Origin of the sequence: Corynebacterium sp. CCUG 71335, from assembly GCF_024454075.1 — a bacterium.
Taxonomy (GTDB): Bacteria; Actinomycetota; Actinomycetes; order Mycobacteriales; family Mycobacteriaceae; genus Corynebacterium; species Corynebacterium genitalium.
This window is the reverse complement of the sequence record NZ_JAGPYY010000009.1, coordinates 59,758-78,717: the sequence shown is the minus strand read 5'-3', so window position 1 is coordinate 78,717 and position 18,960 is coordinate 59,758. Positions and strand designations below refer to the sequence as shown.

The 18,960-nt window shown below is 62.8% G+C and carries 15 protein-coding genes; 7 read left to right on the top strand and 8 right to left on the bottom strand.

The genetic code is table 11. From position 1 onward, the window contains the following. Positions 1-93: 93 nt before the first annotated feature. Both KBX19_RS07835 and KBX19_RS07830 read right to left on the bottom strand, forming a co-directional pair. Positions 94-1,890 (bottom strand): long-chain fatty acid--CoA ligase, encoded by a 1,797-nt coding sequence (locus tag KBX19_RS07835; RefSeq protein ID WP_255998237.1) that lies wholly within the window; start codon positions 1,888-1,890, stop codon positions 94-96. Positions 1,891-1,984: 94 nt separating this feature from the next. After that, positions 1,985-3,838, bottom strand: a complete 1,854-nt coding sequence (locus KBX19_RS07830) for a long-chain fatty acid--CoA ligase (protein ID WP_255998235.1) — start codon at positions 3,836-3,838, stop codon at positions 1,985-1,987. A 79-nt stretch (positions 3,839-3,917) separates the two neighbouring features. On the opposite strand from KBX19_RS07830, the gene malQ reads away from it, so the two are divergent. Beyond that, entirely contained in the window at positions 3,918-6,065 is a 2,148-nt protein-coding gene (gene malQ / locus KBX19_RS07825; RefSeq protein WP_255998233.1) for a 4-alpha-glucanotransferase, read from the top strand. Between the two features lie 19 nt (positions 6,066-6,084). Here malQ and KBX19_RS07820 read toward each other — a convergent pair whose 3' ends face one another. Together KBX19_RS07820 and KBX19_RS07815 are read right to left on the bottom strand one after the other, a co-directional pair. Further along, positions 6,085-6,225, bottom strand: a complete 141-nt coding sequence (locus KBX19_RS07820; RefSeq protein ID WP_005289314.1) for a hypothetical protein — start codon at positions 6,223-6,225, stop codon at positions 6,085-6,087. Positions 6,226-6,231: 6 nt separating this feature from the next. Further along, on the bottom strand, positions 6,232-6,396 hold the full coding sequence (locus KBX19_RS07815) for a hypothetical protein (RefSeq protein ID WP_005289311.1): 165 nt from the start codon (positions 6,394-6,396) through the stop codon (positions 6,232-6,234). A 21-nt stretch (positions 6,397-6,417) separates the two neighbouring features. Between KBX19_RS07815 and KBX19_RS07810 the strand changes: the two genes are divergently transcribed. Further along, positions 6,418-7,689, top strand: coding sequence for a carboxylesterase family protein (locus KBX19_RS07810; RefSeq protein ID WP_005289307.1), 1,272 nt, complete (start codon positions 6,418-6,420; stop codon positions 7,687-7,689). Between the two features lie 22 nt (positions 7,690-7,711). Here the strand turns inward: KBX19_RS07810 and idi are convergent, their stop codons facing one another. Together idi and KBX19_RS07800 are read right to left on the bottom strand one after the other, a co-directional pair. After that, on the bottom strand, positions 7,712-8,257 hold the full coding sequence (gene idi / locus KBX19_RS07805; protein WP_005289304.1) for an isopentenyl-diphosphate Delta-isomerase: 546 nt from the start codon (positions 8,255-8,257) through the stop codon (positions 7,712-7,714). Beyond that, entirely contained in the window at positions 8,257-8,793 is a 537-nt protein-coding gene (locus KBX19_RS07800) for a hypothetical protein (RefSeq protein ID WP_255995555.1), read from the bottom strand. The genes idi and KBX19_RS07800 overlap by 1 nt, the downstream gene beginning before the upstream one ends. A gap of 105 nt (positions 8,794-8,898) precedes the next feature. Between KBX19_RS07800 and KBX19_RS07795 the strand changes: the two genes are divergently transcribed. Next, on the top strand, positions 8,899-10,761 hold the full coding sequence (locus KBX19_RS07795; RefSeq protein ID WP_255995554.1) for an ABC transporter ATP-binding protein: 1,863 nt from the start codon (positions 8,899-8,901) through the stop codon (positions 10,759-10,761). Between the two features lie 3 nt (positions 10,762-10,764). Here the strand turns inward: KBX19_RS07795 and KBX19_RS07790 are convergent, their stop codons facing one another. Beyond that, a complete protein-coding gene (locus tag KBX19_RS07790) occupies positions 10,765-11,193 on the bottom strand; it encodes a VOC family protein (RefSeq protein WP_255995553.1) in 429 nt (142 codons plus the stop codon). Positions 11,194-12,219: 1,026 nt separating this feature from the next. Here KBX19_RS07790 and KBX19_RS07785 point away from each other — a divergent pair. The 4 genes from KBX19_RS07785 (at position 12,220) to brnQ (ending at position 17,910) form a co-directional block, all read left to right on the top strand. Then, positions 12,220-13,371: a MalY/PatB family protein gene (locus tag KBX19_RS07785; protein WP_255998231.1), complete on the top strand. Its 1,152-nt coding sequence runs from the start codon at positions 12,220-12,222 to the stop codon at positions 13,369-13,371. Between the two features lie 17 nt (positions 13,372-13,388). Further along, complete coding sequence (treS, locus tag KBX19_RS07780; protein ID WP_255998229.1) at positions 13,389-15,146, top strand: maltose alpha-D-glucosyltransferase; 1,758 nt, start codon at positions 13,389-13,391, stop codon at positions 15,144-15,146. 4 nt (positions 15,147-15,150) lie between these two features. Beyond that, positions 15,151-16,221, top strand: a complete 1,071-nt coding sequence (locus tag KBX19_RS07775) for a phosphotransferase (RefSeq protein ID WP_255998227.1) — start codon at positions 15,151-15,153, stop codon at positions 16,219-16,221. Between the two features lie 258 nt (positions 16,222-16,479). Next, a complete protein-coding gene (gene brnQ / locus KBX19_RS07770) occupies positions 16,480-17,910 on the top strand; it encodes a branched-chain amino acid transport system II carrier protein (RefSeq protein WP_005289278.1) in 1,431 nt (476 codons plus the stop codon). A gap of 31 nt (positions 17,911-17,941) precedes the next feature. On the opposite strand, the gene KBX19_RS07765 is transcribed toward brnQ, so the two are convergent. Continuing rightward, complete coding sequence (locus KBX19_RS07765) at positions 17,942-18,958, bottom strand: zinc-binding dehydrogenase (RefSeq protein WP_255998225.1); 1,017 nt, start codon at positions 18,956-18,958, stop codon at positions 17,942-17,944. Positions 18,959-18,960: the final 2 nt, after the last annotated feature.

Below are 18,960 nucleotides of genomic sequence, written 5' to 3'. Positions count from 1 at the left end.
CCTCCTTCTGGCTTCCCTGGCTGACACACCGTCAGTGTCGGTGGTTGACTCTATGCCAGAAGTTCACAGGTACCCGTACGGCACGCCGAGAAGTTATCCGTAGAGCTTCCGCATCTGGTGCGCGAAGCTCTCCAACACGGCCGGACGCTTGACTTTCAGGGACGGGGTGAGCTCGCCGTCTGCTTCGGTGAGATCGCGCGGGAGAATGCGGAATTTCTTGATCGCCTCAGCCTTCGAAACAGCGTGGTTGGTGCGGTTGACGGCGTCTTGGATTTCCATGCGCAGGTCGTTGCGTTTCGCCAGCTTGTAGGTGGGGGTGTCTGGGTCGATGCCGCGGGCTTCCTTCCAGGATGTCAGGGCGTCCTCGTCGAGCGCGATGAGCGCACCGATGAAGGGCTTTCCGTCCCCGACGACGACTGCCTGGGAGATCAGCGGATCCTGGCGCAGCAGTTCCTCGAGCGGCTGCGGGGCGACGTTCTTGCCGCCGGACGTGACCAGCAGATCCTTCTTGCGGCCGGTGATCGAAATGTTTCCCTTCTCGTCGATTTCGCCGAGGTCGCCGGTGTGAAAGTAGCCGTCGATAAGCGCTTCTTTGGTGGCCTCCTCGTTGCCCCAGTACCCGGTGAACACGCCCGGGCCGGAGAAGCAGATTTCGCCTTCGTCGCTGATTTTCGCCGTGTAGCCCATCATCGGTTTGCCCACGGATCCGATTTTGCGGTCGTCGCCGAAGCTCAAGGCGGCGGCGGAGGAGGTTTCGGTCAGGCCGTAGCCCTCGTACACCGGCAGGCCAGCACCGCGGTAGAAGTGCCCGAGCGGCACGCCGAGTGCGGAACCGCCGGAGATGCCGTATTCCATCTTGCCGCCGAGCGCCTCGCGGATCTTGGAGTAGACCAGCTTGTCAAAGACGGCGCGCTTGAGCTTGAGCCCCAGTGACGGCCCGCCCGCATCGAGCGATTCGGAGTATGCGATGGCGGTCTTTTCGGCCTCGGCGAAGATCTTCGCACCGATCGCGGAGCCATCCGATGCTTTACGACGAGCAGCATCGCGCACCTTCTCATACACGCGCGGGACGCCTAGAACCAGATCGGGCTTGACCCGCTGGAACTCGGCCGCGATGGTGGACACGTCCTGCCAGTGGGACTGGGTGGTCTCGCCGAGGGTGGCGGCGAGGTGGACCGAGCGCGCCATGACGTGCGCGAGCGGAAGGTAAGTGACCACCTTGTTGCCGCGGTGGGCTACCTGGCCGGCCGGGTGAGCCAACAGACCGCGGACCTGGAAGATCCAGTTCAGGTGGGTGATCATGCACCCCTTGGCGCGGCCGGTGGTGCCGGAGGTGTAGACGAGGGAGGCGATGTCATCGTGGGAGATGCCCGCGATGCGCTCGTCGAGTTCCTCGTCAGAAACGGAGCGGCCGGCTTCTTTGAGCTTGTCCATGCCGCCGTCGTCGAAAAGCAGGATTTCGCGCAGATGAGAGTTGGTGACGTGCTCGAAGAGCACACCGTGGTCGTGGGTCTCGCCAAGGGCGATGACCGCGCCGGAGTCTTCGACGATCCACTGCACCTGCTCGAGCGAACTGGACGGGTAGATCGCTGCGGTGGTCAGCCCGGCGGCCATGATGGCGAAGTCAGCGACCGGCCACTCGTAGCGCGCGCCGGACAGCAGCGCGATGCGGTCGCCCTTCTGGGCACCGAGAGCAATGAGACCCTTGGCCGCTTCACGGACCTCCGCGACGAACTCGGCGGCGGTCACGTCCACCCACTCGTGGGCTTCGGGCTTGGTGAACAAGACAATGTCCGGCCGCTTCTCAGCATTAGCTACTAATGCCGAAAAGCAGTTTTCGTCGGGGGCGACGGTGAACGGGGCATCAACAGTGAAGGTCTTCAAGGTCATGGGGAGCTCCTTTGGCACTCCTAGGCCATAAGTTTGGCCACACAAACAGTTTTGTGTGGCCAAAATAACAGGAATCTGTTCCCCGTGTGAAGTTTTAGCGGTAAAGTCTATCGATCTGCTTCTTGTACCGCTCGAAGACGACGTTGCGCTTGATCTTCATCGTGGCTGTCATCTCGCCGGACTCCTCGGTCAGATCCTGGTCGAGGATCCGGAACTTCTTGATTTGCTCTGCCTGGCTAACACTGCGGTTGACCTCGTTGACGGCGTCCTGGACTTCAGCGCGCAACTCGGCACTCTTCCTCACCAGCTCGCCGATTTCCATGTCCTCGGGGATGCTGTGCTCCTTCTTCCAGCGCGCCACCTCTTGGTCGTCGAGGGTGACCAGCACACCGACGAAGGGCTTGCCGTCGCCGACCACAAGCGCCTGGGAGATCAGCGGGTGGGAACGCAGGATATCCTCCATCGGTCCGGGGGAGACGTTCTTGCCGCCGGCGGTGACAATCAGGTCCTTCTTGCGCCCGGTGATCTTCACGTATCCGTCTTCGTCGATCTCGCCGAGGTCACCGGTGACAAACCAGCCGTCGATAATCGCTTCGTCGGTGGCTTTCTGGTTGTTCCAGTAGCCCTTGATCACGCCGTCGCCCTTGAAGCAGATCTCACCGTCTTCGTTGATCTTGACGGAGTAGCCGTTGTTGGGCTGACCCACGGTACCGATGCGGATGTGCTCCGGGTTGTTCACCGTCGCAGCAGCGGCGGTCTCGGTCAGGCCGTAGCCTTCGTAGATGGTCAAGCCCAGGCCGCGGAAGAAGTGCAGCAGCTGAGCAGAGATCGCGGAGCCGCCGGAAATCGTGATCACGGCCTTGCCGCCGACAGCGTCGCGCAGCTTCTTGTACACGAGCTTGTCAAAGACCTTGTGCTTCGCCTCCTGCAGCTTGGACGGCCCCTCGGGGGTGTCCATGGCCTTGGAGTACGCGATCGCAGCCTTTTCCGCCTGCAGGAAGAGTCGAGCGGCGATCGGCGAGGAATCCGCCGCCTTGTTGTACGCGCCATCGCGGACTTTTTCGTACACGCGCGGGACAGCGAGAATCATGTACGGCTCGAACCGCTGCAGCGCCATCGGGATGGTGCGGGTGTCAGACCAGTGTGCCTGGTGGGCGCCGCCGATGGTGGCGGCAAGGTGCACGGCACGCGCGAGAACGTGCGCCAGCGGGAGGATGGTCACATAGCGGGTGCCCGGCTTCGCGGCCAGCCCGGAGCCGATCGGGTTGTGCAGCAGCGCCATTGCCTGGGACGCCCACACCAGGTGGGTGAGCAAGCAACCCTTCGGGCGGCCGGTGGTGCCCGAGGTGTAGACGATGGACATCAGATCCTCGTGCTGGATGTTGGCAATGCGCTCGTCGATGACGTCATCACCGATTCCGCGGCCGTCCTCCACGAGCAGGCCCACACCGCCGGTAGCGAAGGCAAGCGAGCGCTTCAGTTGCGTCGGGGAATCGACCAGCGGGGCCGTACCGTCTTCACGCAGCACGAGGTTGTTGTACAGCGCACGGTTCGCTTCCGTGTCGCAGACTACGATTTTCGCGCCCGAGTCCTCGACAATCCACTGCACCTGGCTTGCCGACGACGACGGGTACACCGGAACGCTCACCGCTCCGGCCGCCATGATGGCGAAGTCCATCAGCGCCCATTCGTAGCTGGAGTCTGCCATGAGGACCACGCGGTCACCCTGCTCAATGCCGTTCGCCACCAGGCCCTTCGCCACGGCGCGGAACTGGGCGATGAACTCTTTACCGCTCACTTCCTGCCAGTCATGCCCGGCGGGGCGGGAGAAAATCGCCGCGCTGGGACGCTTCTCAATGGTCTTGACGGCCAGGGTCAGGCAGTTGTCGTCCGGCGCCAGTTCGAAACCGGCCGGGGTGCTGTAGATTTTGGTCTCGGGAGAAGTCATAGTCACACAATACTCCCACTGTGACCTGCGACAATTCTTTCCCAGCCAAAAATTGCGTTCTTTGGCAGAATAGCTCAGTGTGGCTAACACGGAACTCCTCGAGCAACTAGCAACCGCCTATGGTTTCGGCCTGACCTACCGGGGCATGAACAACGAAATCGTGTCTTCGCCCCATTCATCCATGGTGAAATTGCTGCGCGCGCTCGACGTTCCGCTTTCCGACGATCCTGCAGACGAGGAACTCCACGAAGCCCTCGGTGCGTGGCGTGTGCACTGGGATACCCGCCCCCTGCCTCCCGTTGTCATTGCCCGCGAGGGCGAAGAGACCCACTTCAACGTGCACGTGCCGGAGGGCGCTCCGGCCGATGTGTGGATCACCCTGGAAGACGGCTCCACCTCCGAGGTGTACCAGGACGAGAACTGGGCAGCTCCGACGTTCCATGACGGTGTGAGCTGGGGCGAGGCGACATTCCACACGCGCGGGGACGTGCCGATGGGGTGGCATACGATCCATTTGTCGTCGAAAAGCGATGAGCGCGAGATTGAGGAAACCTGCACACTGGTGGTGACTCCGCGTGTGCTGACGACCAACCTGGAGCTGCTGAAGGACCCGGTGTGGGGTGTGATGGCGCAGCTGTACTCTGTGCGCTCGGAGAATTCGTGGGGAATCGGCGATTTCCACGATCTGGCTGAGCTCGCGGAGGTCGTCGCGGCGCAAGGCGCGGACTATCTGCTGATCAACCCGGTGCACGCCGCAGAACCGTTCCCGCCGGTGGAGGATTCGCCGTATTTGCCCACCTCACGGCGCTTTGTCAACCCGATCTACATCGCGGTGGAAGACGTGCCTGAGTTCGCGCAGCTGGATGAGGAGACCCGCGAGGAGATCGCCGAGCTCTCGGCTGAGCTGCGCGCGATGAACCGCTCGCCGGAGTTCATTGACCGCGACACGATCTTCGACACCAAACTGGCCATCCTCAACGAAATGTTCTACATCTTCGAGGAATCTGACCAATCAGCCTTCGACGAGTATGTGGAGAACCAGGGCGAGGGCCTGGTCAACTTCGCCCGCTGGTGCGCCTACACCGAGCTCACCCGTGAGGACGAGCGGCGCCACGCGGTCATCATCACCGAGGAGTACGACGACCTCGCGCAGTTCTACATGTGGCTGCAGTTCCTCGCCGACACTCAGCTGGCGCAGGCGCAGCGTCGCGCCAAGGATGCCGGGATGCGCATTGGCATCATGACAGACCTGGCTGTCGGTGTTCACCCTGGCGGAGCAGACGCCAACACGTTGGCCGACGTGCTTGTCCAGGACGCATCCGTGGGTGCCCCGCCGGATGGGTACTCCCAGCAGGGCCAGGACTGGTCCCAGCCGCCGTGGCACCCCTTCAAGCTGGCCGAAGCGGGATACAAGCCGTGGCGTGACCTGCTGCGGACCGTGCTGAAGAACTCCGGCGGCATTCGCGTCGACCACATTCTCGGCCTGTTCCGCCTGTTCTGGATTCCGAGGATGGAGTCCCCGCTGGATGGCGTGTACATGAACTACGACCACGAGGCGATGCTGGGCATTCTCGCCCTTGAGGCGGAGCGCGCCGGGGCCGTCGTGGTCGGTGAGGACCTGGGCACCTTCGAGCCGTGGGTGCAGGACGTGCTGCGTGACCGCGGCGTGCTGGGCACGTCTGTGATCTGGTTCGAGCACTCCCCCGCCGGCGATCGCCCGATGAACCCGGAGGAGTACCGCAACCTGTCGATGAGCTCCGTCGGCACGCACGACCTGCCGCCGACCGCCGGCTACCTCAAGGGCGCGCACAACGAGCTGCGCGACGCCCTCGGCATTGTTGAGGACTCCTTTGAAGAGCTCGACGCGAAGGATGTCGCCTGGCAGGGCCACGTCTTGGCAAACGCCCGCGATCACGGTGCGTTTGAGGGCACCCCGCTGGCCGACTACGACTTCGACAACCTCGGCCGCGACGAGCGCGGCGACGCCGAAGAGCTCGTGCTCGGCCTGACGCGCTTCATCGCCGGTACCGGGTCGGCTTTGACCTGCACCAACCTCGTGGACATGGTGGGTGATGTGCGGATCCAGAACCAGCCGGGCACCAATGCCGAACAGTACAAGAACTGGTGCGTCCCGCTCTCCAACTCCGACGGCGAACCGGTGCTGATCGAGGACCTCACCAGCATCGACCTGTTCGCCCGGGTGGCGGAGGCATCTGCGCGGCGCTAACCCGGGCTAGAGCAACGGGTTAGAACAACCCGACGATCCCCGCCACGAGCACCAGGGCAATGAGGATCCACAGCGCCTGCGTGACGCGGCTGCGGGGGTACTTCCTGCGCTCCTTAGGCAGACGCATGTCCTCTTTGCGCAGGTCTTCCGGGTTGGCCATAGCGCCTTAATCTACCTTCGGTTCCTTATCGCCCAAAACTGCTGCCACCCAGTCCACCGCGCGCACCATTCCCACCGCCGCGATGCCGGCAGCGGGCAGCGCGAACGCCAGCACCATGGGCACCTGCACCCATGGGCTGGACTGCGTCAAGCTGAACCCGATGTCAATCATTGATCACTAAGCTTAGACCGCATGAGCAACCCTGTTGAGGTGACCTGCCCCGCCGGGACGATCATCGGCCGCGTCGACGGCCGCATCGCCCACTTCCATTCGATTGAGTACTCGCACATTCCGGCCCCCTTCGACGATGCGGAACCAGCGCCAACGGGCAAGCTTATCGACGCATCTACGCCCCACCCCGAACGCACCGCCCTGACCATCACGGCCCCGCTCGGGGCAACAGACACTGATGACCTGCCCGTGGTGGTCCACATTCATGGTGGCCGCTTTGAAATGGGCAACCATGAGGATGCAGCAACTCCCGGTGACGCCTTGGCCTCAAACGGCGTGATCCTGGTCCGGATCGGATACCGCCTGAAATTGGAGGGGCTGGTCCCCTTCCACGACGACAGGGTCGCGCACTTCCGCGCCGTCGACGACGTGTCCCTGGGACTGGAATGGGTGCAGAAGAACATTGAGGCGTTCGGTGGTGACCCTACTAACGTGACGCTGACCGGCCAGTCCGCCGGCGCGAATGTGGTGCTGTGGCTGATGCGGCGCGACCATTACCGCGGCGCGTTTCGGCGCGCTGTGGCCCTCTCCCCTGCCTTCCCCCGCCTGACCTTCGAGCAGCGGAAGAAGTTCATTCGTGCCGGTGCGGGGATCCCTCTGACCCGCGGTTCCCTCAACGCTGCGAGCCCGAAGCAGCTCAGGCGCGGATACAACGCAGTGCGCACCCGGTATATCACCGATATGGCGCTTGGTCCCGCTCCACTGGATACCGCAGAGATGGCCGAGGTGGACTTGGTGATCTCCTCCGTCGATGAGGAGATGTTCAATTCCAGTGCCATCCACGACACCTTGAAGACCGCGCGGCTCAACATGGCCGCGCCCGGCATCGGCATGGGCCTCAAACGGGAGCAGTACGTCCCTTTCTTCAAAGCGCTTAAAGCCCGCAACCCGAAGCACATCAACGGGGAGTTCTTTTCCGCCAACCTGATCCGCCGCTGGGTCGACCAGGTTGCCGAGGGTGCGCCGGGCCGAGTGTGGCAGGCCGAGCTGACCTCCGACGCCCGCACCCGTGCCCGCCACTCCGCCGATTTGGCACCGCTGTTCGGCGCCCCGCCGTACCGTGCGGGCGAAGGCCTCAATGGCTGGCTCATCCGCTACGCCCACACCGGCGAGCCTGGCTGGCCGGAGTACAAACCCGACCGAACCGTCCTGCGGGTTGACCTCTCAGGGGAGAACGCGGAGCTGGTCACCGACCCGCTCGGCTACCTGCGCGGCGTGTTCCGGGAGGTCTAGCCCGCCAACCCCAGTGTGCGGACTACTGCCCCTCGAGCACTGCACGCAGTTCGGGGCGGGCCAGTTCTTCCACCAACCACGGGGAGAAGACCGCCGGCATCGCCTCAGCGGCGGTGATGAGATCGGCGGGGTTCACCCCCTTAGTGCTGTCCACCTCATCGGGATTCGGGGCAGCTTCGGCACCGCCGGCAAGGCGCACGACATAGACGGGGCAGATCTCGTGCTCGACGATCCCAGAGGAGTCGACAGCCCGGTAGCGGAAGTCCGGCAGAACGCAGCGCAGATCGGCCAGAGCGGACGCCGGCAGGCCGAGCTCTTGCTGGGCGCGGCGGACAACGGCATCCTCGGTAGCTTCGCCTGGGGCGGGGTGACCGCAGAAGCTGTTCGTCCACACACCCGGCCAGGTTTTCTTCCCTAACGCGCGGCGGGAGATGAGGAGGTGGCCGGAGGCGTCGAAAAGCCAAGCGGAAAACGCCAAATGCAACGGCGTGTCCGTCGTGTGGACCTCGAATTTGTCGGCGGTGCCGGTGGGGCGGCCGTCATCGTCGCACAGAACTACCTGCTCCATTAGTTGTTCAGGTTCCCGGTGAAGACGACGTTGCCGATCTGGAATTCAGCATCGTAGAGGTTGCCTGTGCTCACGTCGAACGCGAACTGGAGATTGGCGGTGGCGCCCTTGCCCAGCGGCATGTCCAGGCCTTCAATCTCAATGCCGGCTTCCTCGGCGCTGAGGCGGCTGGCGTTGTCACCGGAGTACGTCAAACGGGGCTCACCGAGTGCTTCGGGGGGCATGATCGCGTCGGCGGTGTTCGTCACAGCGATGGTGACCACGGTGCCACCGTTCGGGGCGGACTTGGTGCCCTGCCACTTGTAATGGACGCTCATGCCCGGATCTTCCACGATCTCACCGCTGATCTCGTCAGTCTCCTCCGGTGAGACGTCGTTGGTTTCAAACGCCTCCGGCTCTTCGGTCGGCGTGGCCACACCCGTCGTCGGGGTCAGGGTGCCTTCCTGGTCCACGATGCCTTCGTCGTCGACGCAGGCGACGAGCGCAAGAGAGCTCGCCGCGAGGACAGCGGCAATGCGTACTGGGGTACGGGCCATGGGGCGCCTTTCTGCGAAAAGTTTCAAACCAACAGGTCCCCTCACTGTACAGCGCCGACAGCACGGATCCGAACACACGCGCACCCAGGTGTATGTTGTGGACACGTGCAACCTCTTTTCCGCGTCATGAAGAGCGCCTCCGCCCTGTGGCCGTACTACCTCGGCATCGTGGTGATTTCCTCACTGACGGTCGCGCTGAACTTGCTCACCCCATTCATTCTTCGCGAAGCGACGGACACCATTGTCGACGGTGGAAGCTTAACGACGCTCACGTGGCTGGCCGCCGCCCTCCTGCTGACCCAATCGTTGTGGACGTTAGGCCGCAACATCGGCGGCTATTTGGGCGATGTCGTTTCCGCGCGCATCCGGCAGGCGCTGTCCACCCGCTACTACGCCAAACTGTTGTCGCTGCCGCAAAGCTACTTCGACGGCCAGGTGACAGGAACGATCATCGCGCGGCTGGACCGCTCGATCATGAACATCACGCAGACGATCCAGAGCTTCTCCAACTCGCTGCTGCCGATGTTCCTCCAGCTCATTGCGATTCTGTGCATCACGGCCTTCTACTACTGGCCGCTGACCGTGCTGCTGCTCATGCTCTTCCCGATCTACTTGGTGCTTACGGCGTTGACCTCAAAACGCTGGCAGAAGTTCGAGCAGGCCAAGAACGAAGAGATCGACCTGGCCAACGGCCGCTTCGCGGAGGTCGTCGGCCAGGTGAAGGTGACCAAGTCTTTCGTTGCGGAGGCCCGGGAGCTGGATTCCTTTGGTACCCGCTACGGCGAGACGATCAACCTGACCCGGCCGCAGTCCCGTTGGTGGCATTCAATGGATGTCGGGCGCAGCATGGCCATGAACGTCATTTTCTTCTTCATTTATCTTGTGCTGTTCCGCGAGACCTTGAACGGCCGCTTTTCCATCGGCGACATGGTCATGCTGGTCCAGATGGTCACGATGGCCCAGCAGCCGGTGCAAATGATGAGCTTCCTGGTGGACTCCGCTCAGCGCGCCATCGCCGGCTCCCGCGACTACTTCAAGGTGATGGACGAGCCGATCGAGGAAGCCGCCAACTCCCAGATCGTCGCTGCCACAGAGGCGTCCGATGTTCCGGAGGTGGACACCGCCGCGGTGCCCGCCCTGCAGGAGGGCGAGCCGATGGTCGCCTTCGACAACGTTTCCTTCGCTTACACGCCCGGTGAGCCTGTGCTCGAGGACGTCAGCTTCACAGCCCGCCACGGGGAGAAGATCGCACTCGTTGGAGAGTCCGGCGGCGGCAAGTCCACGCTGGTCAACCTACTGCTGGGCCTATACCCCATTACGCAGGGCCGCTTGAAAGTCTGCGGCAAAGACATCAACACCGCCGATATTGAGCGCGTCCGCGCTTCCACCGGCGTGGTCTTTCAGGAACCGGCGTTGTTCTCCGGCACGATCCGGGAGAACATCGCGTACGGCAAGCCGGATGCCAGCGATGCCGAGATTGAAGACGTGGCTAAGCGCGCCAACGCGCACGGCTTCATCTCGTCCTTCAAGGACGGCTACGACACGGTCATCGGCGAGCGCGGTTTGCGCCTGTCCGGCGGCCAAAAGCAGCGCGTCGCGGTCGCCCGCGCGATGCTCAAGGACGCGCCAGTGCTGGTGCTCGACGAGGCGACATCGGCGTTGGACACCAAATCCGAGCGCGCCGTTCAAGCCGGCCTGGACGAGTTGATGAAGGATCGCACCACCATCATGATCGCCCACCGCTTATCGACGATCGCCGACGTCGACACCATCATCACCTTCAAGGACGGACGGATCGACGAGATGGGCTCACCCGCCGAGCTGGCAGCCTCCGGGGGCATTTACTCGGAGCTACTGGCGCTCACTGCGTCCAGCTCGGCTGCTGACAGGGAGCGGCTCAAGGCGTTCGGGTTTCAAGATGCCGCCGACACAGATGACACTGACGGCACAGACGGCGCCGACGACTAGCCACTACTGCCTCTCGAAGGTGTCCGCCCACTCCTGAGCTTGTGCAGCCTCCTGCGGCCGCTGCTTGGTGAACACGATGGTGTGCCCGTCTGGGTCGGTGGCGGTGACATCGGTGGTGTACCACGGAGTGTCTACCGGTCCCTCCACGGCGGCTCCGGTCGCCCGGATTGCCTCGGCGATGGCACCTAGGTCATCGTCGTGGGCGGCGAACGTCACCGAGGATGAGCCCGGCGTGATGTCGCCGGAGGGGACTGCGAGGATGTCTTGGTAGCGCTGGCGCCGGAAGTGGATCAGAGCCGGGCTGCCGTCCTCACCTGGAATGGTGGCCAGGGAAATGAAGCCGGCGGCGTGGTAGAACTCCTCCACAGCACCGAGATCAGTCACAGGCAAAGTCACGAACATGGGCATCGGGTAGATAGAACGATCAATCATGTCCGCGAGAATAAAGTTTGCCGTTAGGGCAAGGTCAGGCGCTAGCGTGGAAGCTATGAAGTTCCCTAGTCTTGAGACCCTCCGCGCCCGCGGTACCCGCAAGTGGACCCAGTTCGGTGAGATCTGAGCCCGATTCAGCGCGTTTTTCGAGGGTCCTGGGAGTTGACTTGCCGGATACGGCTCCCTTCCATAACCCACGCTGGAAGGTCCGGATTGATCTCACCCAACACGGACAACAGGTCGTTGACGCGACGTCGAACGTCTACGTGGAGTAAGTGCTCGTGATGGGAGATCCTGTTTCTCAATTTAGCAATGCGAGCATATCTTGCCCCGAGGCTTCTCCTCCGCCCCGGATCGGCAATGTTCACGCTCCCTGCGTTCGGAAAAGCCACGTGCAGATGTTCCACCCAGATGTCCTTCGATGTCTGCTTCGCGGCAGCATCTTGCTTCGCACCTGCCCCAAGAAGCTTGACCCACGTTCCCATAGTCAGCTGGGCGAGCACGTCGTCATGAGTAATGGCCGCATTCCTTCGAGGATGTCCAACTTCGCGGTCTGAGGCTTGCTGTCGTGCCCACACACGCGCACGGCCCAGATCCTTGCCAATAAGCGAGTACAAGCGGGGTGCTGTTTGATCGTCTAAAGCCCAGTCGAATACGTTGAGGTATCCGGGTTGTCGGCTGTTCCACACGCGTAATGCTGAGTTCAGGGAATTACGGGTAAGAACCTCGAAATGTGCGAGCTGAGGTACGAAAGCTCCAGCCAGGGCAGTACTCCACTGATAGAGTTCGATCGCCCTGTGAGTATCTTCACCTGACTCGGACATGTAAGTGTGAAATCGTGCTTCACCAAGAAGTTGGCCCCAAGCCGGCAACTCACCCACAATTCCCCCTTGCAGTAGTTCGTGGCGAGTATATAGAATTGGGGCCACGGGCGGCGATGTAGATCGTCGCATCTTCTCACAACCCGGTCCTCGTGACCGGGTTGTTGTATTTCCAGCCAATGTTGGAAGGCGTAAGTTGGACCTTATGAAATTCCCTAGCCTTGAGACCCTCCGCACCCGCGGTACCCGCAAGTGGACCCAGTTCGACGACGACGTTTTGCCGCTGTGGGTGGCGGAATCCGACTTCCCCACCGCTGAGCCGGTCAAGCGCGCAATCCAGGACGCCGTGGAGCACGAGACCCTTGGTTACACCCCGGCACACCACAGGCTCGGCGACGCGTTGAGCGACTTCTACGCTGCACGCTACGGCTGGCGGCCTGACCCGGCGCGGGTCTTTCCAGTTGCCGATGTTGTGCGTGGGATGCTGCTGGGTGTTCAGTACTTCACCAAGCCGGACTCTCCCGTCATCGTTCCGGTGCCCTCCTACCCGCCGTTTCTGGAGATCCCGGCGACGGCCGGCCGTGAAATGGTCGAGGTCGGTGCGAAGGGCGGCCTAGACTTCATGGAGATCGATGCCGCGTTCCGCAATGGCGCAGGCTCGATCCTGCTAGCCGCCCCGAACAACCCGTGGGGCTACACGTTCGACGAAGAAGAGCTCACCCAGCTGTGCGCCATCGCGGATAAGTACGGCGCGCGAGTGCTTGTCGACGAGATTCACGCCCCCATCGTTTATTCCGCAAGCGGAATAAACGGCCAAAGCGGACACATCTGCGCCGCCGGCATCAACGAGACCACAGCGAACGTCTGTATCACTGTGACGGCCACATCGAAGGCGTGGAACATTGCCGGCCTGAAGTGCGCCCAGATGATCTTCTCCAACGACGAGGACGTGAAAACCTGGCACAGCCTGACCGGTGTGGCCAAAGACGGCACCGGCACGCTGGGCATTGTCGCAGCGGAGGCATGCTACCGCTACGGCACGCCCGCGCTGGAGGACCAATTGGCGGCGCTTGAGCAGAACCGCGACTGGCTCATTGAGACTCTGCCCGAGGCCATCCCCGGCATTGAGTTCACCCGCCCAGAAGCGACGTATCTCATGTTCCTAAACTTCGCGGGCACGGCGATTGGGGATGAGAAGGAGCCGGCGGGCTGGTTGCGTCGAAAAGCGAAGGTGGCGCTCAATGAAGGCGCGACATTCGGCTCCGGCGGTGAGCACCACGCACGCCTCAACTTTGCCACCAGCCCGGAGATCCTCGCCGAGGCCGTTGATCGCATGTCTGCAGCGATCCGCCCCTGACGCTAACCTCGGAGCTCATGGACGAACAGATGGACGCCCAGGGGTACCTCATTGAAACTGATGCCAGCGAGTACGCCTCGCCGGCTCCCGCCCCCGGTAATGAACCGTGGCAACGGCCAGATCCGGAGTGGTACAAGGACGCAGTGTTCTATGAGGTGCTCGTGCGCGCCTTTTTCGACCCGGATGACTCGGGCTCGGGCACGCTGCGCGGTGTCGAGGAAAAACTCGATTACCTGCAATGGCTCGGCGTGGACTGCCTGTGGCTGCCGCCGTTTTATGATTCGCCGCTACGTGACGGCGGCTACGACATCCGCGACTTCCGCAAGGTGCTGCCGGAGTTCGGCACGGTGGACGATTTCGTCTCGCTTGTCGACGCTGCACATAAACGCGGCATACGCATCATCACCGACTTCCCCATCAACCACACCTCCGATACTCACCCGTGGTTCCAGGAGTCCCGCCGCGACCCAGACGGGCCCTACGGCGACTTTTTCGTGTGGACGGATGACCCGGAGAAGTACAACGAAGCCCGCATCATCTTCATCGACACCGAAGAATCCAACTGGACCTACGACCCGGTGCGCGGGCAGTACTTCTGGCACCGTTTCTTCTCCCACCAACCGGACCTGAACTACGACAACCCGGCGGTGCAGGATGCTGTGATCGACGTGATCCGCTTTTGGCTGGATCTGGGCATGGACGGCATCCGCCTGGACGCCATCCCCTACCTCTACGAGCGCGAGGGCACGAACTGCGAGAACCTGCCGGAGACCCACCAGTTCATCAAACGCGTCCGCAAGATTTTCGACGAGGAATACCCGGGACGGTTCCTCCTCGCCGAAGCCAACCAAATGCCGAACGAAGTGGTGCAGTACTTCGGTTCCGGCGAGGACAGCACAGGTGACGAGTGCCAGATGGCGTTCCACTTCCCCGTCATGCCGCGCATCTTCATGGGCATTAGGCAAGAGCGGGCCCAACCGATCATCGACATCCTGCGCGAAACCCCGGACATTCCCGAGACCGCTCAGTGGGGCATCTTCCTGCGCAACCACGACGAGCTCACCCTCGAGATGGTCAGCGACGACGAGCGCGACTTCATGTACACCAACTTCGCCACCGACCCGCGCATGCGCGCCAACGTGGGCATTCGCCGTCGCCTCGCCCCGCTGTTGGGCGGCCACCGCGACCGCCTCGAGCTGGCGCATGCCCTGTTACTGTCACTGCCGGGCTCGCCGTTCCTGTACTACGGCGATGAAATCGGCATGGGCGATAACATTTGGCTGCCTGACCGCGACGGCGTGCGCACCCCCATGCAATGGAACGCTGACCGCAACGGCGGCTTTTCCCGCGCCGATCCGGAGCGCCTCTACCTACCTGCGATCCGCAACGACACCTACGGCTACCAAGCCATCAACGTTGAATCCCAGATGGGCCGCGAGAACTCGCTGCTGCACTGGGTGCGCGACCACGTGCACATCCGCAAGCAGTACCGGGCTTTCGGCCGCGGCGACTACCAGGAGGTCCAGCACGACAACGAGCAGGTCCTCGCTTTCATCCGCGAATACAACGATGAGACCGGCCGCAACGAGCGCATCCTGTGCGTGAACAACTTGAGTTCCCGCCCGCAGCCAGTGGAAATGCGCCTGTCGCACTTGAACGGTGTGGTGCCGCGCGAGCTGTCCGGCAACGTCGAGTTCCCCGCGATCGGTGAACTCCCCTGGCTGGTCACCCTCGCCCCGCACGGCCACTTCTGGTTCGACGTCTCCTGGAGGTAGTTGCATGGACTTGCACGCGGCCCGTTTCTACGGCGCGAAATCGGAACCGATCGATTCCCAGACCGTCTCCGCCTCGGTGCCTTTGGGCTCTTACGAGTGGCAGATCCTGGACGTTCAGCACGGCGCCACCACGGACTTCTACCAGGTCCTCGTGGCCGATGACGAGGACGCGTTGCACACCGACGCCGGTGCACAGGCGTACCTCGAAGGGCTCTGCGAGTTCGGCGAGGTCCACGGCGACATGTCCGGCAGCTCCGCCCGCCCGCTCGGCGCGGACCAGTCCAATACGTCGCTCGTGGTCGACGAGCGCTGGATCCTCAAAGTCTTCCGCAAACTCGAAGACGGCCTCAACCCCGATGTCGAGTTGCTCACCGGCATCGCGGATTGCCCGCACGTCGCCGGGGTGCGCGGCCACCTCGTGCGCGACGGTCGCACGCTAGCCATGACGCAGGAGCTTATCGACGGCGGACGCGACGGCTTCCAACTCGCCACCACCAACGGACTCAGCGACTCGGACGCCCACGCCCTTGGCGCGGCGATCCGCACCGTGCACGACGCTCTCGCATCGGCCTTCGCCGTGGACAACGTCCCGGCCAGCCAGATTCGGGACTCCCTTAACGCGCACCTCGACGAGCTGGTCGACCAGGCCGAACAGCTCCGCGCGCACGAGGGAACGCTGCGTGAGATCTACTCCCGCATTCCCGACGGTGACCTGCCCGTCCAACGCATCCACGGCGACCTTCACCTCGGCCAGACACTGTACGTTCCTGCCTCGGAGCCGGATACCGGCACCGGGCACTGGTACCTCATCGACTTCGAGGGCGAGCCCGCTCGCCCTTTGGAGCAGCGCCGCCAACCGGACCACGCGTTGCGCGACGTGGCGGGAATGGTGCGATCCTTCGGGTACGCGGAGCTTGGAAACACGGGTCATCTCCTCGCGGGGTACGGCACGGACATGGACGCGCTGCTGGCTGCCTACGTGGCCGATAAAGCTGCATACGAGGTCGTCTACGAGGCCAACAACCGCCCCGACTGGGTGGATATCCCGCTGAAGGCGATCAGGGAGCTGGGTTAGACGGAGGCGTCGAAAAGCATTAGCTCAGTCACTTTCGTGCCGTCCACGTGTCAAGTAGCTGGTTTCACCTGCGTCACATTCGACCTGGGGTAACGGAACGCGGTTTTCGACGGCACGAAAATGCGGTCTTTCGCATGTGTGAGAACGGGTACGAACAGGGGCACCCACGAGGGTTTTCATGCAATAGGATCTTGATCCCAGCCGGCGGAATGCTAGGGTAACCCCTACTAATTCGTTCATTTTCCCCCGGGAGGCGTTATGTCTACTGCTGTTACCGGCACAGCGAAGGGCTCAGAACAGGGCGGTGCTTCGAAGACCGCTGTTGTGGTCACCGCGCTGGCGCTGTTCTCCATGTTCTTCGGTGCGGGCAACCTGATTTTCCCGCCGATGTTGGCCGTTCAAGCCGGCGATAATTTCTGGCCGGCGATCCTCGGCTTCCTCACCACCGGTGCTCTGCTGCCGGTGCTGGCTGTGATCGCCATTGCCTTGTCCGGCTCAAACGTCCGTGACCTCGCGCAGCGCGCCGGCACGTTCTTCGGCGTCATCTTCCCGATCCTGGCCTACCTGTCCATCGGCGCCTTTTACGCTCTGCCGCGTACCGGTGCCGTCTCCTTCGAGGTGGCCATGACACCGGTGTTCGGCTGGGAGGGCACTGTTCCGCGTGCGCTGTTCAACATCGTGTTCTTCGGCATTGCTCTGGCTCTGTCCTGGAACCCCACCCGGATCACCGACACTCTGGGCAAGTTCCTCACCCCGGCGCTGGTGATCCTGCTGATCATCATGATCGGCACCGCGATCTTCACCATGACCAACCAGGGTTACACTCCGAGCGAGGATTACGCGAATAACGCCTACACCACCGGTGTCCTCGAGGGCTACCTGACGATGGACTCCATCGCTGCCCTGGCGTTTTCCATCGTGATCATCTCCTCCCTGCGCTTCAAGGGCCTGGGCGAGGGCAAGCCGCTGGTCCGCGGCACCATCTTCGCAGGTCTCGGCGCCGGCATTATGCTCGCGCTCATTTACCTCGGCCTGGGTCTGATCGGCCGCGCAATGCCGAACGCCGAGCAGTACGACAACGGCGCACCACTGCTTTCTGACGCCGCCCTGCAGATAATGGGCAAGCCCGGCCAGATCATCTTCGCCCTGATCGTTGTGCTGGCCTGCATGACCACCGCGATCGGCCTGATCACCGCCACCGCAGAGTACTTCTCCGAGCAGGTCGCTGGCTCCTACCGCGCCTGGGCCATCATCTTCGCTGTCGCCTCTGCGATCATGGCCACCCAGGGTCTGAACTTCGTCATGGCTGTCGCGGCTCCGGTGATCGGGTTCCTCTACCCGCCTGCCATTGCGCTGATCTTCGTGACGCTCATCGAGCCGCTCTTCCGCTCCCGCACGCGCTTGCGCTGGGGCTTCTTCCTGCCCATCTGGGTTGCTGTCGCGTGGTCCCTGATCTCCACCTTCATCAGTCTGGGCTGGGCTGCAGACGCCCTGACCCCGCTGGTCAGCTGGTCCCCGATGCAGGCGTACGACCTCGGCTGGCTGCTGCCGACCGCTGTCGCCTTCGTCATCGGCGTGATCATCGACCTGGCACGCCCGGCTGCTCCAATGGAGATCGGCACGCAGCGCACCGTCGACGGCGAGGAGCCGTACGCGGTGACTGAGTCCGCAGACGCAGAGCGCGTTTAGCGAACCCACTCTTCGTCGGCCGGCATCTTCGTCAGATGTCGGCCGACATTCTTATGAGCCTTCGCATTGAGCTTTTCGACGCCTGGAGCTCCCCCGGCACATCATCAAGCGTGATCGGTTCGCCAGTGATCGCGTCCCAGTCGAGCGGGTTGGCTGTTCGCTCCACGAACTCAACTGCTTGGGCGAGGTGCCGAGGTTCGTAGTTGTGGACGCCACGGATGGTGCGCCACCCGCGAACAACCCACTCAGGATCGAGCGCAATCGTTCCTGCCGGAGCAACGGACCCGACGAGAACCGCGGTGCCCCCCATTTCGAGTGTGTCCAGGGATTTCTCTACCCCGGTGCGGGAACCTGAGCACTCCAGCACTACGTCGGCTTCAACCCCTGAGGTACTAGTCACGAGGTCATCCGCAAACGGGCCCGCTAGGTGAAAGGTCCTACCGCCGGGATCACACCCAATGGTTCTCGCGGCTCCCCGTCTGGTCGCCTCAGCTAGCGCGACAAGGCCAAGCATCCCCACGCCGTTCACCAGGACGGTTTTCCCTTCCACTGAACCGGCACTTTCGAACGCGGCCATCACTGTTGCGATAGCGCAGCTCGCAATGGAAGCCGCCGCATCTGAGACATGGTCGACCACCGGCAGCACCGTCTGCCCAGCACGTAAGTGAATGTGCGTCGAGTACGTCCCCGACAACGGCCAATCACCATCGAAAGGTTCGTGCCCGACCTTCTGGGCATGTAGGCATTTTGCATGGAATCCGGACATGCACCGCGCACACGAACCGCACGATGAGACGACGGAGAAGACCACTCGCTGGCCTACAGACAGCTCCGGTCGTGTGGTCGCGATGACCCGCCCAACTCCCTCATGCCCCAAGATCGACGGAGAGGGACTCTGGCGGCGTCCCTGCACAGTGTGGCGATCCGAACCGCAGACCGTCGCCGCTTCCAACTCAACGATGAGTTCATCTTGGCGAAGCGACGGGAGGGCAACCTCTTTCTTTTGGAAGTTCCCCTCCCCCAGCCAAACTTGGCTCAGCGCGTTCATAA